At 70.1% G+C, this 23,491-nt stretch carries 26 protein-coding genes and 1 pseudogene; 16 read left to right on the top strand and 11 right to left on the bottom strand.

Annotated elements, in window-relative coordinates; genetic code table 11:
* Positions 1 to 5 precede the first annotated feature (5 nt).
* Positions 6 to 992: a zinc-binding dehydrogenase gene (locus ACQ859_RS18110; RefSeq protein WP_431262087.1), complete on the top strand. Its 987-nt coding sequence runs from the start codon at positions 6 to 8 to the stop codon at positions 990 to 992.
* A gap of 18 nt (positions 993 to 1,010) precedes the next feature.
* Entirely contained in the window at positions 1,011 to 1,868 is an 858-nt protein-coding gene (locus tag ACQ859_RS18105; RefSeq protein ID WP_431262086.1) for an ABC transporter substrate-binding protein, read from the top strand.
* A 153-nt stretch (positions 1,869 to 2,021) separates the two neighbouring features.
* Here ACQ859_RS18105 and ACQ859_RS18100 read toward each other — a convergent pair whose 3' ends face one another.
* Positions 2,022 to 2,453, bottom strand: coding sequence for a tetratricopeptide repeat protein (locus ACQ859_RS18100; protein ID WP_431262085.1), 432 nt, complete (start codon positions 2,451 to 2,453; stop codon positions 2,022 to 2,024).
* A 165-nt stretch (positions 2,454 to 2,618) separates the two neighbouring features.
* On the opposite strand from ACQ859_RS18100, the gene ACQ859_RS18095 reads away from it, so the two are divergent.
* Positions 2,619 to 2,849: a DUF2789 domain-containing protein gene (locus tag ACQ859_RS18095; protein ID WP_431262084.1), complete on the top strand. Its 231-nt coding sequence runs from the start codon at positions 2,619 to 2,621 to the stop codon at positions 2,847 to 2,849.
* Positions 2,850 to 2,889: 40 nt separating this feature from the next.
* Positions 2,890 to 3,780: a LysR family transcriptional regulator gene (locus ACQ859_RS18090; RefSeq protein WP_431262083.1), complete on the top strand. Its 891-nt coding sequence runs from the start codon at positions 2,890 to 2,892 to the stop codon at positions 3,778 to 3,780.
* Between the two features lie 13 nt (positions 3,781 to 3,793).
* On the opposite strand, the gene ACQ859_RS18085 is transcribed toward ACQ859_RS18090, so the two are convergent.
* Entirely contained in the window at positions 3,794 to 4,504 is a 711-nt protein-coding gene (locus ACQ859_RS18085) for a MoaF-related domain-containing protein (RefSeq protein ID WP_431262082.1), read from the bottom strand.
* 140 nt (positions 4,505 to 4,644) lie between these two features.
* Positions 4,645 to 4,902 carry a MerR family transcriptional regulator gene (locus tag ACQ859_RS18080; protein WP_431262081.1) on the bottom strand — a complete coding sequence of 86 codons (258 nt, stop codon included), beginning with the start codon at positions 4,900 to 4,902 and terminating at the stop codon, positions 4,645 to 4,647.
* A gap of 279 nt (positions 4,903 to 5,181) precedes the next feature.
* Here ACQ859_RS18080 and yqhD point away from each other — a divergent pair, with 279 nt between their 5' ends.
* The 7 genes from yqhD (at position 5,182) to arsH (ending at position 10,407) form a co-directional block, all read left to right on the top strand.
* Positions 5,182 to 6,345 (top strand): alcohol dehydrogenase, encoded by a 1,164-nt coding sequence (gene yqhD, locus ACQ859_RS18075; RefSeq protein WP_431262080.1) that lies wholly within the window; start codon positions 5,182 to 5,184, stop codon positions 6,343 to 6,345.
* A gap of 97 nt (positions 6,346 to 6,442) precedes the next feature.
* A complete protein-coding gene (locus ACQ859_RS18070; RefSeq protein ID WP_431262079.1) occupies positions 6,443 to 7,360 on the top strand; it encodes an AraC family transcriptional regulator in 918 nt (305 codons plus the stop codon).
* Positions 7,361 to 7,508: 148 nt separating this feature from the next.
* The gene (locus ACQ859_RS18065; protein WP_431262078.1) at positions 7,509 to 7,919 is read left to right on the top strand and encodes a response regulator; all 411 of its coding nucleotides are present in this window, start codon (positions 7,509 to 7,511) and stop codon (positions 7,917 to 7,919) included.
* Positions 7,920 to 8,029: 110 nt separating this feature from the next.
* Positions 8,030 to 8,374, top strand: coding sequence for an ArsR/SmtB family transcription factor (locus ACQ859_RS18060; RefSeq protein WP_431262077.1), 345 nt, complete (start codon positions 8,030 to 8,032; stop codon positions 8,372 to 8,374).
* 13 nt (positions 8,375 to 8,387) lie between these two features.
* Positions 8,388 to 8,900 carry an arsenate reductase ArsC gene (locus ACQ859_RS18055; protein WP_431262076.1) on the top strand — a complete coding sequence of 171 codons (513 nt, stop codon included), beginning with the start codon at positions 8,388 to 8,390 and terminating at the stop codon, positions 8,898 to 8,900.
* Positions 8,901 to 8,904: 4 nt separating this feature from the next.
* Positions 8,905 to 9,603 (top strand): aquaporin, encoded by a 699-nt coding sequence (locus ACQ859_RS18050; protein WP_431262075.1) that lies wholly within the window; start codon positions 8,905 to 8,907, stop codon positions 9,601 to 9,603.
* A gap of 30 nt (positions 9,604 to 9,633) precedes the next feature.
* A complete protein-coding gene (gene arsH / locus ACQ859_RS18045; protein WP_431266587.1) occupies positions 9,634 to 10,407 on the top strand; it encodes an arsenical resistance protein ArsH in 774 nt (257 codons plus the stop codon).
* Here the strand turns inward: arsH and ACQ859_RS18040 are convergent.
* The gene (locus ACQ859_RS18040) at positions 10,397 to 11,197 is read right to left on the bottom strand and encodes an AraC family transcriptional regulator (protein ID WP_431262074.1); all 801 of its coding nucleotides are present in this window, start codon (positions 11,195 to 11,197) and stop codon (positions 10,397 to 10,399) included. The genes arsH and ACQ859_RS18040 overlap by 11 nt on opposite strands.
* 92 nt (positions 11,198 to 11,289) lie before the next feature.
* On the opposite strand from ACQ859_RS18040, the gene ACQ859_RS18035 reads away from it, so the two are divergent.
* Both ACQ859_RS18035 and ACQ859_RS18030 read left to right on the top strand, forming a co-directional pair.
* Positions 11,290 to 11,700, top strand: coding sequence for a hypothetical protein (locus ACQ859_RS18035; RefSeq protein WP_431262073.1), 411 nt, complete (start codon positions 11,290 to 11,292; stop codon positions 11,698 to 11,700).
* 10 nt (positions 11,701 to 11,710) lie between these two features.
* Positions 11,711 to 12,103, top strand: a complete 393-nt coding sequence (locus ACQ859_RS18030; protein WP_431262072.1) for a hypothetical protein — start codon at positions 11,711 to 11,713, stop codon at positions 12,101 to 12,103.
* 29 nt (positions 12,104 to 12,132) lie between these two features.
* On the opposite strand, the gene ACQ859_RS18025 is transcribed toward ACQ859_RS18030, so the two are convergent.
* A complete protein-coding gene (locus ACQ859_RS18025) occupies positions 12,133 to 12,999 on the bottom strand; it encodes a LysR family transcriptional regulator (RefSeq protein WP_431262071.1) in 867 nt (288 codons plus the stop codon).
* A gap of 133 nt (positions 13,000 to 13,132) precedes the next feature.
* On the opposite strand from ACQ859_RS18025, the gene ACQ859_RS18020 reads away from it, so the two are divergent.
* Positions 13,133 to 13,267: a hypothetical protein gene (locus ACQ859_RS18020; protein ID WP_431262070.1), complete on the top strand. Its 135-nt coding sequence runs from the start codon at positions 13,133 to 13,135 to the stop codon at positions 13,265 to 13,267.
* A 7-nt stretch (positions 13,268 to 13,274) separates the two neighbouring features.
* Here the strand turns inward: ACQ859_RS18020 and msrA are convergent, their stop codons facing one another.
* The 3 genes from msrA to msrB all read right to left on the bottom strand — a co-directional run bounded on the left by msrA (position 13,275) and on the right by msrB (position 16,613).
* Positions 13,275 to 13,967 (bottom strand): peptide-methionine (S)-S-oxide reductase MsrA, encoded by a 693-nt coding sequence (gene msrA / locus ACQ859_RS18015; protein ID WP_431266586.1) that lies wholly within the window; start codon positions 13,965 to 13,967, stop codon positions 13,275 to 13,277.
* A 105-nt stretch (positions 13,968 to 14,072) separates the two neighbouring features.
* Positions 14,073 to 15,992 (bottom strand): cytochrome c biogenesis protein DipZ, encoded by a 1,920-nt coding sequence (locus tag ACQ859_RS18010; RefSeq protein WP_431262069.1) that lies wholly within the window; start codon positions 15,990 to 15,992, stop codon positions 14,073 to 14,075.
* Positions 15,993 to 16,070: 78 nt separating this feature from the next.
* Positions 16,071 to 16,613 carry a peptide-methionine (R)-S-oxide reductase MsrB gene (gene msrB, locus ACQ859_RS18005; RefSeq protein WP_431262068.1) on the bottom strand — a complete coding sequence of 181 codons (543 nt, stop codon included), beginning with the start codon at positions 16,611 to 16,613 and terminating at the stop codon, positions 16,071 to 16,073.
* Positions 16,614 to 16,759: 146 nt separating this feature from the next.
* Here msrB and ACQ859_RS18000 point away from each other — a divergent pair.
* Together ACQ859_RS18000 and ACQ859_RS17995 are read left to right on the top strand one after the other, a co-directional pair.
* Positions 16,760 to 17,482 (top strand): annotated as a pseudogene (locus ACQ859_RS18000) (response regulator transcription factor); the annotation flags it as partial.
* A gap of 130 nt (positions 17,483 to 17,612) precedes the next feature.
* Positions 17,613 to 19,163 carry a HAMP domain-containing sensor histidine kinase gene (locus tag ACQ859_RS17995; protein ID WP_431262067.1) on the top strand — a complete coding sequence of 517 codons (1,551 nt, stop codon included), beginning with the start codon at positions 17,613 to 17,615 and terminating at the stop codon, positions 19,161 to 19,163.
* A gap of 27 nt (positions 19,164 to 19,190) precedes the next feature.
* Here ACQ859_RS17995 and ACQ859_RS17990 read toward each other — a convergent pair whose 3' ends face one another.
* The 3 genes from ACQ859_RS17990 to ACQ859_RS17980 form a co-directional block, all read right to left on the bottom strand.
* The gene (locus tag ACQ859_RS17990) at positions 19,191 to 20,666 is read right to left on the bottom strand and encodes a hypothetical protein (RefSeq protein WP_431262066.1); all 1,476 of its coding nucleotides are present in this window, start codon (positions 20,664 to 20,666) and stop codon (positions 19,191 to 19,193) included.
* 149 nt (positions 20,667 to 20,815) lie between these two features.
* On the bottom strand, positions 20,816 to 21,523 hold the full coding sequence (locus tag ACQ859_RS17985; RefSeq protein ID WP_431262065.1) for a hypothetical protein: 708 nt from the start codon (positions 21,521 to 21,523) through the stop codon (positions 20,816 to 20,818).
* Between the two features lie 9 nt (positions 21,524 to 21,532).
* The gene (locus tag ACQ859_RS17980; protein WP_431262064.1) at positions 21,533 to 23,149 is read right to left on the bottom strand and encodes a helix-turn-helix domain-containing protein; all 1,617 of its coding nucleotides are present in this window, start codon (positions 23,147 to 23,149) and stop codon (positions 21,533 to 21,535) included.
* Positions 23,150 to 23,491 lie beyond the last annotated feature (342 nt).

Genomic DNA, 23,491 nt, shown 5'->3' with positions numbered 1-23,491 from the left:
GCACCATGCGCGGCTACACCCTCCAGCATCGGGACGGTCATGTGGAACTGCTGCTCCGCGACGACCTGCCCCGCCCTTCCCCCGGTTCCGGTCAACTGCTGGTCCGCGTCCGCGCGGCCGGTCTGAACCGCGGCGAGTTCCTGGCCGGTCACGGCCTCCATGGCGCCGGTGGCGCGCCCAAGCCAGTGGGCGCGGAGGCGGCCGGCGAGGTGGTCGAGGTCGGCGACGGCGTGCAAGGCTGGCGCGTCGGCGACCGCGCCATGGGCCGCTGCGCCGGCGGCTTCGCCGACTTCGCGCTGATCAGCGAGGCGGAAGCGCTGCACGTGCCCGAAGCGCTCGACTGGACCGAGGCCGGCGCGATCCCGCTGACCTTCCTGGTCGTCTACGACATGTTGGTGATCCAGGGCCGTCTGACAGCGGGTGAGACCCTGCTCGTGGCGGGCGGCAGCTCCGGCGTCGGCGTGGCCGCGCTGTCGGCGGCCAAGGCGATGGGCGCACGCGTGATCGCCACGTCCGGCAGCGCGGCCAAGCTCGAGCGGCTGAAGACATTGGGCTTGGATCTCGGCCTCGAGACCCGCTCGCCCGACTTCGCGGCCGCGGTGCGCGAGGCCACCGATGGTCGCGGTGCGGACCTCGCCATCGACACCGTCGGCGGCACCGTCTTCGCCGAGTGCGTGCGGGCGCTGGGCTTCCAGGGGCGGCTGGCGATGGTCGGCTACGTGGACGGCGTGCTCAAGGCCGAACTCGACCTCGAAGCGCTGCACGCGCGGCGCCTCCATCTGTTCGGCGTCTCGAACAAGCTCCGCTCACCGCAGCAGCGCGCGGAACCGGTGCCGGGCTTCCAGGCCGACTGGTTGCCCCTGTTCGCCGACGGCCGCCTGCGGCCCGTGGTGGACCGCGTCTTCCGCTTCGAGGACCTGGCGCAGGCCAAGGCCTCGATGGAGCAGGCCGAGCATCTCGGGAAGATCGTGCTGGCGGGCAGCGCGGACTGATTCACCAAGGACATCGACATGAACGTTCAACGTCGTGAACTCTGTGCGGCGGGTGCCGCTTCCCTGTTGCTGAATGCCTGCGCATCGCCGACGGCCGGCGCCAGCGGCGGGGCCGGCATCGGATCGGCCGGCACGGCAGACCCGGCCGATGCCCGGGCCGCGGCCGCCGAGTTGAGCGGCACCGGCAAGCTGCGCGCCGCGATCAACTTGGGCAATCCCATTCTGGCCAGCCGTGGTCCTGACGGCGAGTTGCGCGGCGTGTCGGTCGACCTCGCGCGCGAGGCGGCGCGGCGATTGGGCGTGGGCATCGAGCTCATGGCCTTCAACGCGGCAGGCAAGGTCGTCGAAGCGATCAAGGAGAAGCAGGTCGACCTGGCCTTCGTCGCGATCGACCCGCTGCGCGGTGCCGACACCGACTACACGGCGCCCTACGTGATCATCGAAGGTGCGTACCTGGTCCGCAACGACGCGCCGCTGCGGCGCAACGAGGACGTCGACCGCACGGGCACGACCATCGTCGTCGGCCGCGGCAGCGCCTACGACCTGTACCTGACCCGCGAGATCAAGTCCGCGACACTGGTGCGCGCGCCGACGTCGCCGGCGGTGACCGACATGTTCCTCGCCGATCAGCTCGACGTCGCCGCCGGCGTGCGCCAGCAGCTGGAAGCGGACGCGCGCCGCGTGGGCGGCGTGCGCCTGCTGCCGGGCCGCTTCATGGTGATCGAGCAGGCGATGGGCGTGCCCAAGGGGCGCGCCGCGGCGCAGCGATGGCTCAGCGGATTCGTCGAGGAGATGAAGGCCTCGGGCTTCGTCGCGGAGGCGCTGCGACGGCATGGGATCGAAGGGGCACTTGTGGCGCCGCCGGCTGGGAAATGAAGATATAGCCTCGGCTGATGCGTCCAGATCGAGGAACTGCGGGTCATCCACGGGCTCAGCGCCAATGAAGTTCCGCCATCGAAACAGGACCTTCCTGAAATCAGGAGTGGCCATGAACTCAGCGACAAAGGAACTTCAGCTATATCTGTGCGGTCATTCATCCATATGGATTTTGGTTCGCAGGAACGCTAGGTATTTCGGGTCTTCCAGTTCGAAGACCTCCAGCCCGGCGCCCATGTAGGCCCGGGTGAGCTCATCGGCAGCCCGGTCCATCCGGCCATCTTCGAAGGCGATTTCTCCGAGCCGCAAATGGATGAAGGGCTGCCCAAAGCCACCGGGCCCACGCACCGCCGAATTGAAATGTTCGTGGGCCACCGCCAAGTCGCCACTGAGATAGGCCATGTCTCCCAGGGCGCAGAAGATCCAGGTCCCCATCTCCCAATCCAGCGGATCACCGGGCATGAGCTGGAGTGCTTCTTCGAACTTCAGCTTCGCGTCGGCAAGGCCGTCATCCTCCTCGGCCAGCGCATCACCTTCAGCGCAGAGCGCGGTGATCCGAGCATAGAGCTCATCGGTCATTTCCATCGATCCCCTCGTCTTCCATTAATCGTGTTATCTGTTCGCTCGCTTCCGGGGGCGGTCGTCTGCCCCAGTTGCCGCCGTGCACCGCAGGATGGACGACTGTCCTACACCGCGAAAAGGAGGCAGACGTTAACCTCAAACGCGGGCGAATTTTCTGAAGGAAGCACCATGGAAGCCACCAACCACCAGTTCCACGAGCTGTTCGATCAACTCGGCCTCCCGTCCTCCGAGGCGGAGATCCGCGAATTCATCTCCGTGCACCGTCCCCTGCCCGGTGACGTGAAGATCACCGAGGCGCCGTTCTGGACCGAGCAGCAGTCGCGGCTACTGAAGGAGCTGCTGCTGCAGGACGCGGACTGGGCCGAGGCCGTCGATCAGCTGAACGTCGCGCTGCACTGACAATCGCCGCCGGCCCCGGTGATGGGGCGATGGAGCGCGATTGAAAGACCTCGACTGGAACGACCTCCGATTCGTCGTCGCCGTGGCCCGCGAGGGATCGGCCGCCGCTGCGGCGCGGGCGCTCGGCGTCTCCAATGCCACGGTGCTGCGCCGGATCGCGGCGATCGAGACCGACATCGGCTCCCCGCTGTTCGACCGCCTGGCCACGGGCTACGTCGCCAACGAGGCGGGCCGCACGCTCACGCTGGCCGGGGAGTCGATGGACGCCGCCATCGCCGATGCACGGCGCAGCATCGAGGGCAAGGCCTCCGCGCTGTCCGGCACCATCCGGTTCACGACCACGGACTCGCTGGCCTTCGGCGTCCTGCCTGCCTTGCTGCTGTCGTTCCGCGCGAAGTTCCGTGAGATCCAGGTCGAGCTGCTGGTGACCAACAACGCGCTCAACCTCGACCGGCGCGACGCTGACGTGACCTTGCGGCCCTCCACCCATCCGCCCGAGACCTGGGTCGGCCTGCGGCTGCTGCGGATGGACTTCGCGGTCTACGCCACGGCGAATGCGGCTCGGCCGCTCGACGCGGCGGCACTCGACGCAGGAGACTGGCTCTGGCCCGACGGCTCCCTGAGCGGTGCCGCCGCCAGCAGGTGGCTTACGAGCATCGTCCCGCATGAACGCGCGGTGCTGCGCGTCGACTCCTTCGTCGCGATGCAGGCGATGGCGGGCACCGGACTGGGCGCCGCGCTGCTGCCGCGCTTCCTGGGCGAAGTGGACCCCTTGCTCAAGCGCGTGGCCGACGCCCCGCGGGAGGCATCGGCCGACCTGTGGATCCTCACGCATCCCACGCTACGGCACTCGCCGCGGGTCCAGGCTTTCCTCTCGCATCTGTCGGAAAGCCTGCGCCAGATGCGCGGGCGCTTCGAGGCGCCGGACTGACCGGCCGACCCGTTCAGGGCGCGGTGTACACCAGGTAGTGCAGGCGGTCTTCCCAGACGCGCTCCGATTCACGACTCTGGCTCATCGTGCCGCACAGCGGGAAGAACGGGAACTGGTCCGAGGCGACCGGGCTCCCGGCGGGGAACAGCTCGCGGTTGTTCATCTGCTTCGTCAGGTCGAAGGGATCGAAGGCCGCCGGGATCGGCACGCGGTTGATGTTGGTGATGTTGGTGCAGAGCTGCTGGCGGTTGAAGTCCTCGACGTGCGTCACGGTGTCGCCCTTGTTGCCTTCCTTCCAGTGAAGCTCGAAGACGTTGCACGCGATCTCGCGCGCCTGGAAGGCCACCTTCTCGCCGAAGGCCGGACCCTGCATGTAGTTGGCGGGGAACAGATTGGCGGCGTTGTACGGCACCTCGGGGTTGTTCTGGCGCGGATACGAGAAGGTCATCGTCCCCGTCGTGATGGGGCCGAAGTAGCCGTCGGTGGGCGCGGTCTGCAGGGTGTTGATCTTCAGGCGGAACCTGAACGGCGACGCCGCGCCGCCGGTCGTCGCGGTGAAGTCGACGACATTGATCTTGTCGCCGCCGACCCAGGATTCGAAGCTGCGCGGCGTGCAACTGGTGTCGGCCTGGGCTTGGACTTCCGCGGCGGACACGCCGCCGCAGGCCTGCAGGGTCAGGCAGACGGCGGCGCCCAGGGCCGCCAGGATCGATCTCAGGAACATGGTCGTTTCTCGGTAGTGGAATGACCGGGAAATCCTAGGGATCGACCCGCTTCGAGAGTAGCCACACGGGCGCGCAGGCCCTGTGCGGCGATGACGCTGGACGTGAGAGCCAGCGCGTGCTCAGGATGGTGGGATCAGGATCAGTTCAGCTGCTTCGGATCGATCGGTCCGAGGCTCTCGCGGACATGCGCGAGCGCGGCGACGACCTTGTATGAAGGCACGCCCGAGTCGAGCAGGCGGCGCGCCGCCTGCAGCAGCACCAGATCCTGGAACGTGAAGCGCATGTCGCGGCTGGGCGCCAGCAGGTCGTCGGAGATCAAGGCCTGGATGTAGCTCTTCGGCAGGCCGGTGATGTGGCCGGCCTGGGTCATCGAGAACGGGGCGGTGGCTGCGGTCATGGGGGTGCTCCTGAGTGCGATGCCGCCACGGTACGGTCCCGGCGTTGGCTGCGGGACCGGAGAACGCTCCGAAGCCTTGTAGGACAAGGTCGAGGATGGCGACCGCCTCCGCCAACTCCCGCGCTCGCGGGGACTCTCCCGACCCTTGCCCATTCATCGCCTCGGAAACAGGATTGGGCAAAACTCCGGCAGCTTCGTGCGTTGCCGGAATCGAGACCGGGACGAACAATCCAGCCCATCCACTCGATTCCCTGTTCACCCTAGCCGGAGCCGAAAGCCATGAACAACTTCAGCCTCAACACGCCCACCAAGATCCTGTTCGGGAAGGGCCAGATCGGCCAGCTCGGCCAGGAGATCCCGGCCGACGCCCGCATCCTGATCACCTACGGCGGCGGCAGCATCAAGAAGAACGGCGTGCTCGACCAGGTCCGCGAGGCGCTGACCGGCCGCACGGTGTTCGAGTTCGGCGGCATCGAGCCGAACCCGACCTTCGAGACCCTGATGAAGGCTGTCGCGGTCGTCAAGGCCGAGAACGTCGACTTCCTGCTGGCTGTCGGCGGCGGCTCGGTCGCGGACGGCACGAAGTTCATCGCCGCGGCCGCGCAGTACGAGGCTGCCAAGGATCCGTGGGAGATCCTGTTGACCCGCGGCGCCAAGGTCACCGGCGCCGTGAAGATGGGCGTCGTGCTGACGCTGCCGGCCACCGGCTCGGAATCCAACAACGGTGCCGTCATCAGCCGCCAGGCGACCGGTGACAAGCTGCCGTTCTTCTCGGCCTTCACCTACCCGGTGTTCGCGGTCCTCGATCCGGTGACCACGTACAGCCTGCCCGCGCGCCAGGTGGCCAACGGCGTCGTCGACGCCTTCGTCCACACGGTCGAGCAGTACCTGACCTACCCGGCCGAGGGCCGCATCCAGGATCGCTTCTCGGAAGGCATCCTGCTGACGCTGATCGAGGAAGGCCCGCGCGCGCTGGCCGAGCCGGAGAACTACGACGTCCGCGCCAACGTGATGTGGAGCGCGACGCAGGCGCTCAACGGTCTCATCGGCGCCGGTGTTCCGCAGGATTGGGCAACGCACATGATCGGCCACGAGCTGACCGCGATGCATGGCCTGGACCACGCGCAGACGCTGGCGGTCGTGCTGCCGTCGGTGCTCGAGTACAAGAAGGAGCAGAAGCGCGCGAAGCTGCTGCAGTACGCGGACCGCGTCTGGGGTCTGCGCGACGGCAGCGAGGCGGAGCGCATCGACGGCGCCATCGCCGCGACGCGCGCCTTCTTCGAGCAGCTGGGCGTCGGCACGCGGCTGTCGGCCTACGGACTGGACGGCAGCTCGATCCCGGCGATGATCGCCAAGCTCAAGGAACACGGCGGCACGGCGCTGGGCGAGCACCAGGACATCCGCATCGAGGACAGCCAGCGGATCCTCGAAGCCGCCCGTTGAGCCTCCGCTGAGTCCTTGCCGATCCACCGCTGATCCTCCGCTTTCGTGGCGCACGCGGCCTGCCGACCGCGTGCGCCCGAAGTCATTTGAAGACCTCATGGCCACCACGCTCAACGCCGGCATCCGCCGGCGCATCATCGACACCGCGATCCGCTACAAGTCGGGCTCGTTCTCGACCCCGTCGCCGGTGGCCGGCGTGCGGATCCTCTATTCCGAGACCTCCCATCCGCGCACGCCGGTGCTGTACGAGCCGTCGATCGTCATCGTGGCGCAGGGTGCGAAGGTGGGATTCCTCGGCGAGAAGACCTTCCGCTACGACGCGGACAACTATCTGCTGCTGACGGTCCCCCTGCCCTTCGAGTGCCAGACGATCGCGAGCAAGGAGCAGCCTTTCGTCGGCGTGTCGATCGACATCGACACGGCGGTGCTGCAGGAGTTGCTGATCGAGCTGGGGGACGACAGCCTCGACCGCCCGGCGAGCCTCGAGTCCACCGGCGTCAACAGCGCGGCGTTCACCGAGGACGTGCTCTGCGCGATCGAACGGCTGTTCGATGCGATGCACCGCCCGCGCGACGCGAAGGTGCTGGGCAGGCTCATCCTCAAGGAAATCATCTACCACGTGCTGTGCGGCGAAAGCGGCGCGGCGCTGCAGGCGCTGGCCAACCGGCACACGCATTTCGCGCAGGTGACGAAGGCGCTGCAGCACATCGAGTCCAACTTCGCCAAGCCGCTCAGCGTCGAGCAGCTGGCCGGCCTGGTGAACATGAGCGTGTCGGCCTTCCATCACAACTTCAAGGCGATCACGAACACCTCGCCGCTGCAGTACGTGAAGAGCTACAAGCTGCACAAGGCGCGGCTGATCATGCTCAACGAGGGCGTGAAGGCCGGCGTCGCCGCGACCCGCGTCGGCTACGAGAGCCCGTCGCAGTTCAGCCGCGAGTTCAAGCGCTACTTCGGCGCGACGCCGGTGGATGAGGTGGCGCGGCTGAGGGCGTTCAGTCCGTCGGTGTCGTAGAGCGTCCGGATCGCCGGGAGCGCGGTTGTCGGTGTTTTGCCGACACGCACTGCGGTGCAAACCGGACGCGGGACACCGAAGTCCGGAGATACCGCGCGAGGGGGCGCGGCGTCACACTGCGGCAACGCCATCGCACCCAGCCCACGCCATGAAGATCCTTCTCGTCGACCCCTCCCCGTCCTGGATCGCCACCCTGCGCTATCGCCTCGGCGAAGTGCCGGGAACCGTCGTGGTGGCCCAGTGCGCCTGCGAAGAACACGCCGTGATCACCGCGGCGCTGTGCCAGCCCGACGTGGTCATCTGCGACGTGGCCTTGAGCGAAGGCTCCGGCCTGAACACGGTGGCCCGCATGCGCAAGGCCGGCTTCCGCGGCGCGGCCTTCGCCATCAGCAACGCCGACGAGGTGCTGTTCGGGCCCCGCTGCATGGAAGCAGGCTTCAACGCGTTCTACAGCCGCGAGTGCGAACTGGACGTGCTGCTGGACACGCTGCGCGAGTTCGCGGACACGCCGCTGACGTTCAACCTGCCCAAGCTGCGGCAATTGGCCGTGGCGGCCTGATCTCCTCCTCCGGGAACGACCTCGGCTCGCACCGGGTGGCGGTTCGGGACCGCCGTCGCTGACGGCGTTTCCGCTTGCCCAACATTACAAGTTTTGTTGTAATGTTGGACATGGACAAGACGACTGCCCTGGCCGGCCTCGGCGCATTGGCCCACCCGATCCGGCTCGACGCGTTCCGCGCCCTGGTGGTCGCCGGCGAAGACGGACTGACGCCGGGGGCGCTCGTCGACATGCTGGGCGTCGCGTACGCCAAGCTGGGCTTCCACCTGAAGGACCTCGGCGAGGCGGGACTGGTCACCTCGGAGCAGGTCGGCCGCAACGTGGTCTACCGGGCCGTCTATCCGCAGATGAACGCGCTGCTGGCCTACCTCACCGAGAACTGCTGCCAGGGCGCCGCCTGCGCCGTGAGCGTGACCTCGGGATCGACGTCGACATCGAGCCGTTGCGGCTGCTGACCCGGGACACGCCATGACCTCGACGACCCGCAACGTGCTCATCCTCTGCACCCACAACTCCGCCCGGAGTGTCCTGGGCGAGGCCATGCTCAACCACTGGGCGAGACGTCTCGGCAAGGACGTGCGGGGCTTCAGCGCGGGCAGCGCGCCCAGCGGCCGCATCAACCCGCTGGCGCTCGAGGCCTTGCAGGCCGCCGGCGTCGACACCACCGGTTGCCGCAGCAAGCACTGGGACGAATTCACCACGCCGGACGCACCGCCGCTGTCCCTCGTCATCACCGTGTGCGACAGCGCCGCGGCCGAGCAATGCCCAGTGTTCTTCGGTGGCACGGGACAACCGGTCAAGGTGCACTGGGGCTATCCGGATCCGTCCGACGCCGAAGGCGGCGAGGAAGGCAGGCGGCGGGCGTTCGAGCTCACGCGGCAGGCCATCGCCTATCGCATGCTGCAGCTGGTGCAATTGCCCCTGGTGACGATGCGCCACGCGGAACTCCAGCAGGCGCTCCGCAGCATCGCCCGAAGCTGAGGCGATGGATCTGCCCCGCAAGCTGTTGGCCGAGCTGCTGGGAACGGCGCTCCTGCTGGCCGTCGTGATCGGTTCCGGCGTCATGGCGGAGCGCCTCTCCGGCGGCAACATGGCCGTCGCGCTGCTGGCCAACACGCTCGCCACCGTAGGCGGCCTGTACGTCCTGATCGAGCTGTTCGGCCCCGTCAGCGGCGCCCACTTCAATCCGGCCGTCAGCGCGGTCATGGCCTGGCGCGGCGAGCTGCCGAGAACCGCCCTGCCGCCCTACGTCGTCGCGCAGCTGACCGGCGCGGTGCTCGGCGCCTGGCTCGCGCATGCGATGTTCGACCTGCCCCTGCTGCAGGTCGCCACCCGGACCCGCAGCGGCATGGGCCAATGGATCGCGGAGGGCGTCGCCACGTTCGGACTGCTGCTCGTGATCCTGCGTGCGCCTCCGGCGCGCGTGGCGGCGATGGTCGCGGCCTACATCGGCGCGGCCTACTGGTTCACCGCGTCGACGTCCTTCGCCAACCCGGCTGCGGTGGTCGGCCGCATGGTCAGCGACAGCTTCGCCGGCATCGCGCCCGCGAGCGCTCCAGGTTTCATCGTCGCCGAGCTGATCGGCGCTGCCGTGGCGCTGCTCGTGCACCCGCTGCTGTCACCCCCTCGCGCCGCCGGCCGCGAGGCCGCCTCTCCTCCATCGAGTCCCGCACGCCATGTCTGACCCCTCTTTCCCGATGCCACGCTTCCGGCGCTGAACATGGACCTGCTGGAGGTCCCCACGCCGGATCGCCTGACCGTGTCCGCGCCGTCGCGCCACCGTCCACGCCTTCTCCTGCTGTACGGCTCGCTGCGCGAGCGGTCGTACAGCCGCCTGCTGACCTTCGAGGCGGCGCGCCTGCTGGAGGCACTGGGCGCGGAGGTCCGGATCTTCAACCCGACGGGCCTGCCCCTGCCGGACGATGCGCCCGAGACGCATCCGAAGGTCAGTGAGCTGCGCGAACTGGCCACCTGGTCCGAGGGGATGGTCTGGTGCTCGCCGGAACGGCATGGCGCCATGACCGGGATCATGAAGAGCCAGATCGACTGGATCCCCTTGTCGACGGGCTCGGTGCGGCCGACGCAGGGCAAGACGCTGGCCGTGATGCAGGTGTCGGGCGGCTCGCAGTCGTTCAATGCCGTCAACCAGATGCGCGTGCTCGGGCGCTGGATGCGCATGCTGACCATCCCCAACCAGTCGTCGGTCGCCAAGGCCTTCACCGAATTCACGGAGGACGGACGCATGAAGCCATCCCCGTTCTACGACCGTGTCGTCGACGTGATGGAGGAACTGGTCAAGTTCACGCTGCTGACCCGCGATCTCGGCCCCTACTTGCTGGACCGCTACAGCGAGCGCAAGGAGACCGCGGCGGACCTGGCCGAACGTGTCGACCTGGCCGCGGCCACCGGATGCACGCCTGCCGCAGGCACCACCGGTTGCGGTTGCGCGCCCGGCAACGGCGCTCAACGGCCGCCGGTCAAAGCCTGACCCGATACGCCGCCGGCGTCTGGCCGAAGGTCCGCCGGAACACCTGGATGAACGCGCTGGCCGTCGAATAGCCCAGGTCGAGCGCGACCGCGGAGACCGCCGCGCCGGCGGCCAGCATCTCGAGCGACCGCATCATCCGCGCGCGCTGCCGCCACGCGCTGAAGTTGAATCCCGTCTCCGACACGAAGCGCCGGCTCAGGGTCCGCGCGCTGACCGCGCCCCAGTGGGCCCACTGCTCGAGGTCGCGCTCATCGGCGGGATCGTCAATCAAGGCCTTGGCGATGCGCTGCAGCCGGGGATCGCTCGGAAGCGGCAGGCCCAACGGCTCCGGTGGCGACGTGCGGATCTCGTCGAGCACGACCTCGGCGAGATGGCCGCGCGACGCCGCCAACGGCGCCAACGGCGCCGTCGACGCGTCGATCGGCCAGTTGCAGGCGCGCAGGACCGCCTCACGCAGCAGCCCCGACGCGCGAATGGTGCAAGGGCGTCGCGGCAGGTCCGCGCAGGCCGGCTCGGCGACATACACGCTCCAGCCGTGGAAGGGCCCGTGGGAACGCCCCGCGTGCGCCTCATGCGGCGGCAGCCAGACCGCATGGCTGCTCGGGACGAGCCAGACGCCCTCCTCCACGCCCACCGACAACAGCCCGCGCATGGATCCGAAGAGCTGCCCGCGCGCATGCCGGTGCGAGCCCGCCGCGAGTTCGTGGTCCTGACGCTCCTCGACGGCGACCAGCACGGGACCGTCCGCCGAGTTCGCCCATTGGTACGCGTCGTCCAGTCGTGTCGACATTGGCGGATTCAAGCTATCTGATGGCGCCGGTAGTGTATGGCCGCCACCCGGTTGGTCCGTACGCTCGGGTCATCACGACCATGAGACCTCCCATGCAAGACCCGGCCCCCATCGATCTGGATGCCCTCTACGCCCCGCCTTCCGACATGATCCAGAAGGCCGTGCTCGACCGGCTGGTGGACTTCCACCGCGACGACCTCGCGAAGGCCACCTTCTTCTGCCTGTCGACCGGCAGCAAGCGAGGGCTCGACGCGTCACCGCGCGGCGGGCCGCCCGGCGTCCTGATCGACGAGGTGCTCATGCATTGCGGCAAGGCCGTCCACCGGGCGCATCTCTGGCAGCCGGAGCCGCGCCTCGATCGACACAGCCTGCCCTCGGTGGGCCGCATCATTTCGGACGTGAACCGGCTTCGGGAAACCGGTGAGCTGGGTGCCGCCGAGATCGCGCAGATCGACGCCCACTACAGCCATGCGGTGCGGACCGATCTCTACGGCACGCCATGAAGGAGCAGCCATGAAATTCGACACCTCGAGATTCCCGCTCGTCTTCCTGATGGAGCCGGAGCAGGCACAAACGGCGGAGCCGATGGAGACGGTGGAAGCGCAGTTGACCGCGCTGCTCGATCGCGGCGAGCGTTTCGTGCTGCTGACCGATCATCTGCCCGGCGACCACGTCGAGGAATCGCACGAAGAGCGCAAGGAACGCGCCCTCTTCTTCAAGCGCAACAAGGACCGGATGAAGCAGCTGTGCGGCGGCATCGTCTTCATCACCGGCGACCGCACCGTGTCGACGGCGATCCGGTTGGCGGCGCAGGGCGCCGGCAAGGTGCTGGGGCTGGGCTTCGCGTTCGTGCCGTCGGCGGACGAGGCGCAGGGCGAAGCGATGCGGCTCCTCGCCAGCGCCTAGCCACGGCCGGATGACGGACTGGCAGCGGCCTACCGATCACCGGGCGCTTCGTGGCCCGCCCCGATCGCATGCCGCAGTCCCTCCAGGGCAGGTGCCACCACCGACAGGTCCGCGCCTTCCGCAAACACCGCGTAGGCCGGATAGAGGAACTCCGGCGCGCCGCGGATGCGGCGCAGCTTGCCGCTCTCCAGGTGCTTGCGCACCACCGCCAGCCGGAAGTAGCCGGAACCGCCGGCCGCCAGCACGTATTCGCGTCCCAGCGGCCCCAGCCCGGCGGACACGCCCGCGTGGCCCATCTCCGGGAAGGCCAGCGCATGCTGGGCCGCGAACTCCGGCCCCCAGTCCACGTAGACGTAGTCCTCGGGATCGAGCTTCTGGCCGCGCTTGCGCGTGGTGACGAGCACCAGCTTCTCCTCGAGCAGCAGCTCGATGCGCAGGCCCGGCCGCTGCTGCGGCGCGTAGACGACGGCGACGTCCAGCGTCCCCGAAGCCACCCGATCGATCAGGTCCGCGGGAAAGCCGACCTCGGTGCGCAGGGCCAGATGCGGTGCCGACGTGCGCATCCACAGCAGCCAGTCGAGCAGCAGCGGATCCCACAGGCTCAGCTCGCAGCCGATCGTCATCACCGACTCGCGTCCCGGCGGCAGCGCCACCTGATGGCGCGCGCGTTCCCACACCTGCACCAGCATCGACGCGTAGCGCGTGAACTGCTCCCCGGCGGGCGTCAGCGTCGCGCCGGCCTTGTTGCGGACGAAGAGCGTCGTGCCGAGCTGCTCCTCCAGCGTCCGAACCCGGGCGCTCACCGCGGTCTGCGTGACGTGCAGGGTCTCCGCCGCGCGGACGAAGCTGCCGGCGGCGACGATCTCGAGAAAGGTGCGAGCCAGCGTGATGTCCACGGAAGTCCTCGTCGTTGCGGATTGAATGCAACTATTCTGCACTCAAGCAGCAATAAGACTCGCTTTACCTGCATCCAACGCTGATCGACGATGACGACATCGAGATGCCCATCCGGGGCGACAGGAGTCCGTCATGAGATCCGCACCGACGCACGTCATCCACGGCCGCCGCGCCGCGCCCTCGCCACGGCAAGGGATTCCCGCATGGCTGGACAAGCTGCTGACCTGGCTCTTCAGCGGCCTGCGCGACGACGCCTGCATCCACTGATCCTCCGTCACGGCGTGCGGGTCAGCACGGCCGTCGCCCGCCAGCGCTGCGGGAACAGCTGGCGGAGCTGGTCCACCTTCGGCAGATCGTTGATCACGATGTACGGGTGGCGCGGGTTGCGCTCCAGGAAGTCCTGGTGATAGCCCTCGGCGGGATAGAACGCCTTGCCCGCCTCCAGCTTCGTCGCGAGCGCCTTGGGGAAGGACTTCGCGGCATCCAGCTGCGCGATGTAGGCCTGCGCCACGCGCGCCTGCTCGGCGTCGCGCGGGAAGACCGCGGAGCGGTACTGCGGGCCGGTGTCCGGCCCCTGCCGGTCCAGCTCCGTCGGATCGTGCGCCACCGAGAAGAAGATCTGCAGCAGCGCGCCGTAGCTGACCTGCTTCGGGTCGTAGGTGATCTCCACCGCCTCCGCGTGGCCGGTCATGCCGCTCCCGACCATCTCGTAGTGCGCGGTGCCGGCATTGCCGCCCGCATATCCCGAGACCACGCGCGTCACGCCCTTCACGTGCTGGAACACGCCCTGCACGCCCCAGAAGCAGCCGCCCGCGAAGACGGCGGTTTCCGTCGTCCGCGCGCTGTTCGTCGCGACATCCACGGCTGGCGCCGCAACGACGGTCGACGCGTTGGCCGACCGCCCCACCGCCAGCTGCTGGGTCCCGAAAACGGCGAGCGGCAGCGCGACGGCGCCAAGGAGCAGCAGCCGCCGACGGCTCGCGGTTCTACGGGAGGACGTGGCGTCAGGACCTGCCGTCCGTGCGTTGAGGGGGTGTTCATGGTCATCCTTTCATGGCCTCGCGGGCCCGGTTCAACCGAAGGTGAAGGCGTAGGCCAGCACGCCGGGATCGAGGAACTCGATGCTGAAATCGCGGTCCTTCAGCGGACCGTCGCCCTGGCGGATCAGCTGGTACAGGCGCTCGCCGCCGACGGTGCCGTTGCCGTCGGCATCGACGTCCAGACCGTGCGCCGCGCCCGGCCGCTGGCCGTCCAGCGTGACGCGGAACCGCACCGTCTTGCCGGCCGGCGCACCGAGCACCAGGTGCAGGTCGCGCGCATGGAAGCGGTAGACCACCCTCGCCTTCGGGCTCAGCGCGGCCGCCTGCTGCGGACCGACACGCCACTGCCCCTCCAGCGCCCAGTCATTGAGCGCCAGCTGCGCGGGAGCGGCATAGGTCGCCGGCTGATCGTGCGCGGCAGCCGGCCTGGCCGCGAAGCGCTCGGCCCGTTCGTACCCGACATAGGTCTCCGGCGATCCGACCTCCTGGCTGCCGCCGGCCGACTCGACGCCCTGGGCCTTCACCGCGACGGTGCCGGCGTCCGTCGATGCGCTGCCGTTCTCACGCAGCAACTGCTGGATGACGGCCTCCGAGTGCGCGTAGTCGCCTTCGCCGAAATGCCTGAAGCGCACGCGTCCCTGGGCATCGACGAAATAGTGCGCCGGCCAGTAGCGATTGGAGAAGGCGCGCCAGACGGCGAAGTTGTTGTCCACGGCGATCGGGTAGTTCACGCCCAGGTCGCGCGCGGCCTTGCGGACGTTGTCGACGTCGCGCTCGAAGGCGAACTCCGGCGCATGCACGCCGATGACCACCAGCCCCTGGTCGCGGTACTTCTCCGCCCAGGCCTTCACGTAGGGCAAGGTGCGCAGGCAGTTGATGCAGGAGTAGGTCCAGAAGTCGATCAGCACGACCTTGCCGCGCAGCGACTCCGCGGTCAGCGGCTTCGAGTTCAGCCACTGGACGGCGCCGTCCAGCGACGGGAGGCCGCCCAGGTCCGGCAAGGCACCCGCACCGCCATGACCGCCCGACATCATCATGGCGCCACCCGATCCGCCGGCCGCACCGGTCATGGCGCCTGACATCGCGCCTGACATCGCGCCGGTCATGGCACCGCCCGTCGTACCGCCCATTGCGCCTTGCATCGCGTCCTTGGGCGCCATCGCCGCATCGGCGCCGGCCATCATGGCTGACTGCGCGGCCGGCGCCATCGCGTCCGCCGGGGTGTCCGCCTGGAGGCGCTCCAGCAATCGCTGTTCGAAGCGGCCGGTGGACGCGATCGACAGCTGCGACAGCGCGCCCGTGTCGAGCCCCAGCGCGATCGCGGCGACGCCGGCCAGCATCGCGGCGCCGAGCCCGCGGCGCAGCCACTCGCCGCTGCCCAGGTGGCGCTTCATGGCGGCGAACACACGCTGCCCCGCCAGCAACGCGACCGCCAGCGAGCTCGCCGCACCCAGCCCGTAGGCCAGCAGCAGCAGGCTGGTGTGGAGACCCGCGCCCTGCAGCGCCGCCGTGGTCAGCACCAGGCCGAGGATGGGCCCCGCGCAGGGCGCCCACAGGAGTCCGGTGGCAATGCCCAGCACGAACGAGGACCACGGCCCGCCGCGTCCTGTCGACGACGACTGCGCGCGCGACGACAGGCGATCGCCGGCCGCGACGAACGGCCGGGCGACGGCATCGGCCAGACGGGGCCACAGCAGCGCCAGCGCGAAGACTGCCATCAGCACCAGCGCCGCCGTGCGGCCGGCCTGGTTGGCGCGCACCACCCAGCCGCCACCGACCGCGGCCAGCGTGGCCACCGCCGTGAACATCAGGGCCATGCCCGCGAGCATCGGCAGCACCGACCGCGTGAACGGCTGCCCGGCACGGGCGAAGACGAAAGGCAGCACCGGCAGGATGCAGGGGCTGACGATGGTCAGCACGCCGCCGAGGTAGGTCAGGAGGAGCAGCAGCATTCGAAGGTCCGGAATCTGGCAATCGAGGAAGGGAGGGTCATCAGGGCGGCGGCGACCGCCGCGTCACGCCACGTCATCTCATGTCGAGCCGGCGAAGCTCATCGACACGCCGTTCATGCAATAGCGCAGGCCGGTGGGACGCGGCCCGTCGTCGAAGACGTGGCCGAGGTGCCCGCCGCAGCGCCGGCAATGGACTTCCGTCCGCGCCATGCCCAGGGTCCTGTCGGTGCGTTCCACCACGGCGCCGGCCAGCGGCTGCCAGAAACTCGGCCAGCCGGTGCCGCTGTCGAATTTGGTCGACGACGAGAACAGCGGCAGGGCGCAGCCCGCGCAGGCGAAGGTGCCGCGCCGGTGCTCATCGTTGAGCGGACTGCTGTACGGCCGTTCGGTGGCCTCGTGTCGCAGGACCGCATAGCTGGCCGGGGACAATCTGGCTCGCCACTCGGCGTCGGTGAGGACGACCTCGAAGCGTTCGACCGTCGGCTCGGCCGCCGGGGCGGCCTCCGCCGCGGCCACCAGTCCGGGCGCACCCGTCGACGGCCAGTGGCGCGCGGCGGCGCCGACGAGGACGGCTCCGGCGGCGGTGCCGCCCAGGACGAGGAATCGGCGTCGTGTGCTCATGGCATGGCTCCTGATCGAGGTCCCGGTCCAGGGACGATGCTCGTCAGCGTACGCAGCGGGTCTCCCGAAGTCCTCACGCAAAGTTCAAATAAATGTGAGAACTCCGGACCGCCGTCCGGGCCACGGCAGCGAGGAGAATGCCCGCCATGGTGAGCGATCCCCTGAAACATCCGCCCAAGCGCCTGCTGCTCGTCGAGGACGACGCGCACATCGCCGAGCTGCTCGCGCTGCACCTGCGCGACGAGCACTACGAGGTCGTGCATGCCGCCGACGGCCATGAGGGGCTGCGCCTGGCCGAGCAAGGCGGCTGGGACCTGCTGGTGCTGGACGTGATGCTGCCCGGCGTGGACGGGCTCGAGATCTGCCGCCGCGCGCGGGCCATGCCGCACTACGTGCCCATCGTGATCATCAGCGCGCGGGGCGGCGAGTTGCATCGCATCCTCGGCCTGGAGCTGGGCGCGGATGACTACCTCGCCAAGCCGTTCTCGGTGCTGGAACTGGTGGCGCGCGTCAAGGCGCTGCTGCGCCGCGCCGAGGCGATGTCGCGCAGCGCGCGGCTGGACGCCGGCAGCGTCGGCCTCGACGGCCTGTTCATCGATCCGGTCGCGCGGCAGGCCCAGCTGGACGGCCGCGTCATCGAGCTCACGCCGCGCGAGTTCGACCTCCTCTACTTCTTCGCCCGGCAGCCCGGCCAGGTGTTCTCGCGGCTGGACCTGCTCAACGCCGTCTGGGGCTACAACCACGAAGGCTACGAGCACACCGTCAACACGCACATCAACCGGCTGCGCGCCAAGATCGAGACCGACCCGTCGAACCCGGCGCGCATCCTCACCGTCTGGGGCCGCGGCTACAAGATGGCGCCGCCAGGGGCGTGGCCGCGTCCTCCGCGTCCTCCGCGTCCTCCGCGTCCGCTGCGTCCGCTGCGTCCGCTGCGTCCGCTGCGTCTTCCCAATCCCCCGGGTCTTCCGGACCGGCCGGGGCCTGACGATGCGGCCCCGTGTGTCCCTCCGCCTGAACCTCACCCAGCGGCTCGCGCTGGTCTTCGCCGGCTTGCTGCTGCTGTGTTCCGGCGCGTCCGCCTGGCTGCAGGTGCGCTCCAGCCGGATGCATGAGCAGGAGGTCGTGCAAGGCCTGTCCCGCGACCTGGCCGCGCACATCGCGGCGCAGGCGCCGTTGATGGACGAGCGCGGGCCGATGCCCGGCGCGGTGCGGCGGCTCTTCGGCCAGCTGATGGCCGTGAACCCGAGCGTCGAGGTCTACCTGCTCGACAACGACGGACGCGTCGTCGAGCACGCGGCGCCGCAGGGCCATCTGGTGCGCGAGCGCGTCGACCTCGATCCGGTCCGCCGCTTCCTCGCCCATGCGCCGCTGCCGATCACCGGCGACGATCCGCGCAGCCCGGCGCGCAAGGTGTTCAGCGCGGCGCCGCTGCGCGTCGGCGACCGCGACGCGGGCTTCGTCTACGTGGTGCTGCTGGGCGAGGCCCACGACCGGCTCGCCGGCCTCGACGCCACCGGCAATGCGCTGCGCGCGGCGCTGTGGTCCATCGCGATCGTGGCCCTGCTCTGCCTGGCGGCGGGCCTGATCGCGTTCGGCCTGATCACGCGGCCGCTGCGCCGCCTGGCTGAAGCCGTGCGCCGGCATGACATCGACGACGCGACCGCGACGGCGCTGCTCGTCGACGAGCGGTCGCCGGACGCCGCGACGCGCGACGAGATCGCCGTGCTGCGCGCGGCGTTCTCGCAGATGGCGACGCGCATCGGCGAGCAATGGCGCCGGCTGTCGCGCCAGGACGAGCAGCGCCGGGAGATGGTGACGACGATCTCGCACGACCTGCGCACGCCGCTGTCGTCGCTGCACGGCTACCTCGAGACGCTGCTGCTGAAGGACGGCCAGCTCGATGCCGCCCAGCGACGCCGCTACCTCGAGATCGCGATCGAGCAGAGCACCGCGGTGGGCGGGCTGGCACGATCGCTGTTCGAGCTGGCACGGCTCGAGCAGGGATTCGTGGAACCGCAGATGGAGTCCTTCCAGCTGACGGACCTGGTGCAGGACGTCTTCCAGAAGTTCGAGCTGGCCGCGGCCCAGCGGCAGGTCACCTTGAGCGCTCGTTTCGACGACCCCGTGCCGCCGGTGGAGGCGGATCTGGGCCTGATCGAACGCGTGCTGACCAACCTGCTCGACAACGCACTGCGCCACACGCCGCCGGGCGGACAGGTGCAGGTGGCGCTCGAGCGCACATCGTCGGAACCGCCCGCCTCGGTGCGCGTAACGCTGGCCGACACCGGCCCCGGCATCGACCCCGCGCGTCGCGCGGATCTCTTCCAGCGCCCGTTCAATGTCGATGGCGCGCGTCGCGGCGGCGGCCTGGGGCTGCGCATCGTGCACCGCATCCTGGCGCTCCACGGCGCCGAGATCCGCCTGCTGCCGGCGCAGGGCGCGGTGTTCGAGTTCGCGCTACGTCAGGCGCCGGCCGCGGGACGCGCGGCCTCGTCGACATCGACATCGACACCGGCACCGGCACCGGCACCGGACGCGCCGACGTCCTGACGCCGCCCCGACGGGGCCGCGCGCGGGTCAGACCGCCCGTCTCGCCGTGTTGCGCATCTCCTCGCACAGCGCGTCGACGGCCTGCTCGATGACCCGATGCGCCGCGTCGGCGCGGACCTGCAACGCATCGCGGGCCGCGGCGCTGGCTCGCGCCGCCGTGTCCACGGCCGCCGCCGCGGCGCCCCGGGCCACGCGCTGCGCATTCGCCGTCGCCTGCGGGCCGGCCGACTGGTCCACCTCCGCGCGCCGGAGGGCCAGCGGGCCGGCCTCCGCGCACAACAGTCCCTGCAGGCGGTTGACCTCCAGGTGCTGCCGCTTCAGGTCCGCCTGGGCGAGGCTCAACGCCGCCGTCAATCGATCGATGCGTTGCTGCACGTCCGCAGCGGGCGGCTGCGCCGCGGCGCCTCCCGCCGTGTTCCGCGGCAGCGCCAGCCGTGCCCGCTTCAGGTCCGCGAGCCGCTCGGTCACGCGCTGCTGCAACGGTGCCAGCCGCTCCTGCGCGGCGGCATGGCGCCGGGCGGCCTCGTCGACGCGGGCCTGCAGCAGTTCCGCCTCGTCGCGAGCGATCAGGGCATCGCGCGTCTGCACCGCGACATGGGCCGTCGAGTCCGCCAGCCGTTGCTGCGCCTGGACCGCCGCGCCCGCGTCGGTCAGCGCGGCCCGTGCCGCGGCCGCATGCGCCTGCAGGTCCGGGGTGTGGGCGCCGACGACCGCCGCGAGCGCCTGCCGGACTGTCGCCAGCCGGGCCATGGCCGCCTGGGCCGCCGTGAGTCGCAGCTGCGCGGCGACGTGATGGTCCGTGGCCGCCTGCAGATCCGCCTGCGCGGCTTGCAGCTGATCGCGGTGCGTGCTCACCGCAGTCCGGTTGATCAGCAGGTTGTTCCGCGCCGCGGTGATCGCCTGCTCCTGCTGGACGGTGTGTTGAGGATCCCGGATCGCGCGGTCCAAGGCCTGCGTCAGCCCGGGGGTCGCGCCTTGCGCCGCAGCCAGCAGTTGCCGGTGCTGTGCAACCCGTTGCTTGAGCAGCGGCAGCGCATGGCGCGCCTGGAACTCCGCCGCCAGGGCCTGCTGCTGTTCTGCGATGCGCAGCGGATGCTCGATCGCACCGGCGTTCTCTGCTTCGGCGCGGCGACGCCGCAGCTCCCGCATCGACCGCTGCCGCTCGCCCAGCACCGCCAGCGCGGCGGCCTCGGCGTCGACGCGCATGGCCACCTGCGCCTGCGCGGAGAGCAGCGGCCCCGCGAGCCGGGGCAAGGGCTTCGCCGCCTGGACCGATGACGCGTCGGATCGCGGGAACAGGCCCGGCCGCGGCGTCGTCTGCCGCCACGCGCCGTCGTCCGCGCCGATGGCCAGCATCGGGGACAGGGACGGCAACTCGTCGGCGGCGTCCATGTCGGCGAACCCCATCGCGGCGGGGTGCATCGCACCCCGGGCGTTCATCGGGTTCCTGGGGTGAGTCGGCGTCAGCGAGACCGATTGGCTGCCGGCGGAGAAATTGACCATCGACCGTCCTCCTGATGAGTGCCGCCTGCGTGTGGGCAGCGTGTCGCCTCACTGTGGGACGTCGTTGTTGCCGATGGAAACAAAGAACCGAAGCGGCCGTTGACGACCCGAAGTCCTCAACGACCGCTCACCTGACGATCACCCGGCGATCAGCGCCCGGGGGCGCGCTCGCGCTGCGCGGCGCCGTCGGTCCCGGAGGCATTCGCGGAATCGGCGGGGCCGACGTCCAGCCATCCCGCCGCGATGATCACCACCAGCGCGGCCACGGCCGCGAGCACCGCGCCCCAGCTGGCGATCCGCATGCGCGGTGAGCGGCCGACGCGCTCCGAGGCATCGGGGCGCACACCTTCGATGCGGGCGGCGCTGCGCCCCGGCTGGATGCGTGATTCGGGGCCGACGATGCGCCCCGCGCCGTCGGCCGCATCGACGCCTTGCGCCCACACGTCGTCCTCGGGCGGGGCGGAACGGCGCGCGGATGCCGCGCCACGCCGCGTCACCGGATCCGGAGTGCCGCGCGGCGGCGCCTTGCCCTTGGCGCCGGTGGCGACGCGCGCACTGCTTTTGCCGGCGCTCTTCCCCGCCCCTTCCGCGCCCGTGGCGGAGGACGTGGACGCCGAGCCCGAGCCCATGTCACGCGACGACTCGCCGGTGACGCGTTCCTCCTCGACATCGTCCAGCAGATGCCGCGTCACCGCGCCCATCAGGCGGCTGGCCGAGGCCTGGCGGCGGCCGCTGGCCTCATCGCGCCGGCGTGCCGCCGGATCGCCGGGCAGCGGCCGGACCTCCTCGGCCGAGGTCGCCGACGCGCCGGACGACGCCGCCGGTCGCGCGGGCAGTCGAGGCGGATCGCCGCGCATGGCGCGGGCTCAGACGCCGTCGACGGAGTACTCGCGCCGGCCGGCCACCGCGCCGCCACCGAGCGAGATCGGCAGCACCGGCTCGATCGTGCCCGCCGTGCCATGACCGATGCCATTCCCGAGGCCGTTTCCGATGCCATTTCCGGCCACCGCCGCCGCCACGGTCGCGGCGATGGACGGCAGCTCGGCGAAGCTCGGCAGGCTCGCCGTGGCGCTCGGCGTCTCGCCGAACTGCTGCCGGTAGTTGTGGGCCAGCGTCGAGCGGTTGGCCATGCCCCAGCGCGCCGCCACCGCCAGCACGCTGTCGCGTCCGGCCATCTGCTGCAGCTCGGTGCGGATGCAGGCCATGCGCAGCTTGCGGATCACCTCGGCCGGCGTCAGGCCGAGGTTGGCGCGGAAGGCCATCTGCAGCGCGCGTTCGGTGACGTCGATCTCCGCGGCGATGCGGCGCACCGACAGCGCGCGGTCATGCAGGTGATCCAGGATGTATTGATAGGCGCGGCGATAACGCGGCGGCAGGCGCAGCTGATCGGCATCGGCCTGTTCGGCGCGTTCCTGTTGCTCGAGGAAGCGCGAATACGGCACGCGCGTCAGCTCGAAGCGCAGCCGAGCCAGCGACAGTTGCGCATGCTGTCGGTAGCAGCGCAGCGCGTCGGAGTGGCGGCCGTTCATCGCATGCAGCTTGGACGCGCAGTAGCGCAGTTCGATCGCATGGCGGTGGTGGAGCTGGCGCGCATCGTCGATGGCCAGCGGGCCGAGGATGTCGTAGGCGGTGCGCGCCTGGCCGCGGTCGAGCAGCGCGAGCGCGGCTTCGACGCGGGCGCGCTCTTCCATCGGCGCCAGACGGCGGTCGCGATACCAGCGCACGCCGTCGAAGAGGCCGTCCACACCCTCTCCGCCTTGGCCGCCCTGGCCGGCGGCCGGCGCGGGCTCGTGCGCCACGAGCGCGATCAGGAACTCGAGCCGGGCGACCACGCCCGGCAGCGCCGACAGCAGCAGCGCCGACGAGCGCAGCGCCGCGCGCACATCGCGGTCGCGCGGCAGCTCCGCGCCGGCCATGTCGTCGTAATGCCGCAGCGCGCGGCAGACCTGCAGCTCCAGCTCGATCGCCGTCAGCAGCGGCATCATCAGCGACGGCGCCTGCGCCGCCTCGACGAGCGCCATCGCGAAGGCCAGCGTGCGTGCGGCCCGGCGGTGCTCGCCCATCGACTGCATCGCCTGCGCCATGCCGGCCAGCGCCTCGACCCGCAGGGCCAGCGGAGCGTCGTCGGCATCGGCGACCACATTGAAGGTCTCGGCCGCGCGGCCCGGCTTGTTCAGGTGCAGGAACAGGAAGCCGCGGTCCATCGACGACAGCCAGCGCACCTGCGCCCGCGGCAGGCCTTCATACATGCGCAGCTGTTTCTGGAAGAGTTCCTCGGCCTGCTCGTCGCGGCCCGCGGCCAGCAATGCCTGGCCGAGCACCTGGCCCAGCGCCGCGAGCCGCTCGGGATCGCCGCCTGCCCCACGATCCAGCCGACCCAGTCCCAGCCGCAAGGCTTCCTGCACATCGCCGCGCGCCACCGCGGCGGCGACGTCTCCATCCTGCTCGGCAAGCCTCAGGCTGCCCAAGGTCAGCAACAACATGTGAACTCCTCTTCCATGCGTATCGGGTGCGTTGTCGGATACATCCGGATGCGTCTGAACGTGCATTGATCACGGATTCATCGCGGATGCGTCGCCCGCCGTGTCCTGTCCGGCGTAAGCCCATGCTAGGCATCCGCCTTCGCGGAAGGCCTCATGTCTTCACGATGAAATCCTCAACAATCCTCAACACGAAGTGATCGGGAGGGGAGCGCCCTCACCCCCGCCCCTCACCCCGCCCCTCTCCCGCGAGCGGCAGGGCGAGAGGGAGCAAGGCGTCCGGATTTCGCGTCGGCGCAAATCGCTTCGCCCCCTCCCCGCCCCCGTCGACGCCCGCAGGGACAG

The organism is Roseateles chitinivorans, from assembly GCF_050632235.1.
Classification (GTDB): domain Bacteria; phylum Pseudomonadota; class Gammaproteobacteria; order Burkholderiales; family Burkholderiaceae_C; genus Roseateles; species Roseateles chitinivorans_A.
Note: the sequence above shows the minus strand (reverse complement) of the source record. Positions and strands in the feature narration are given on the sequence as shown.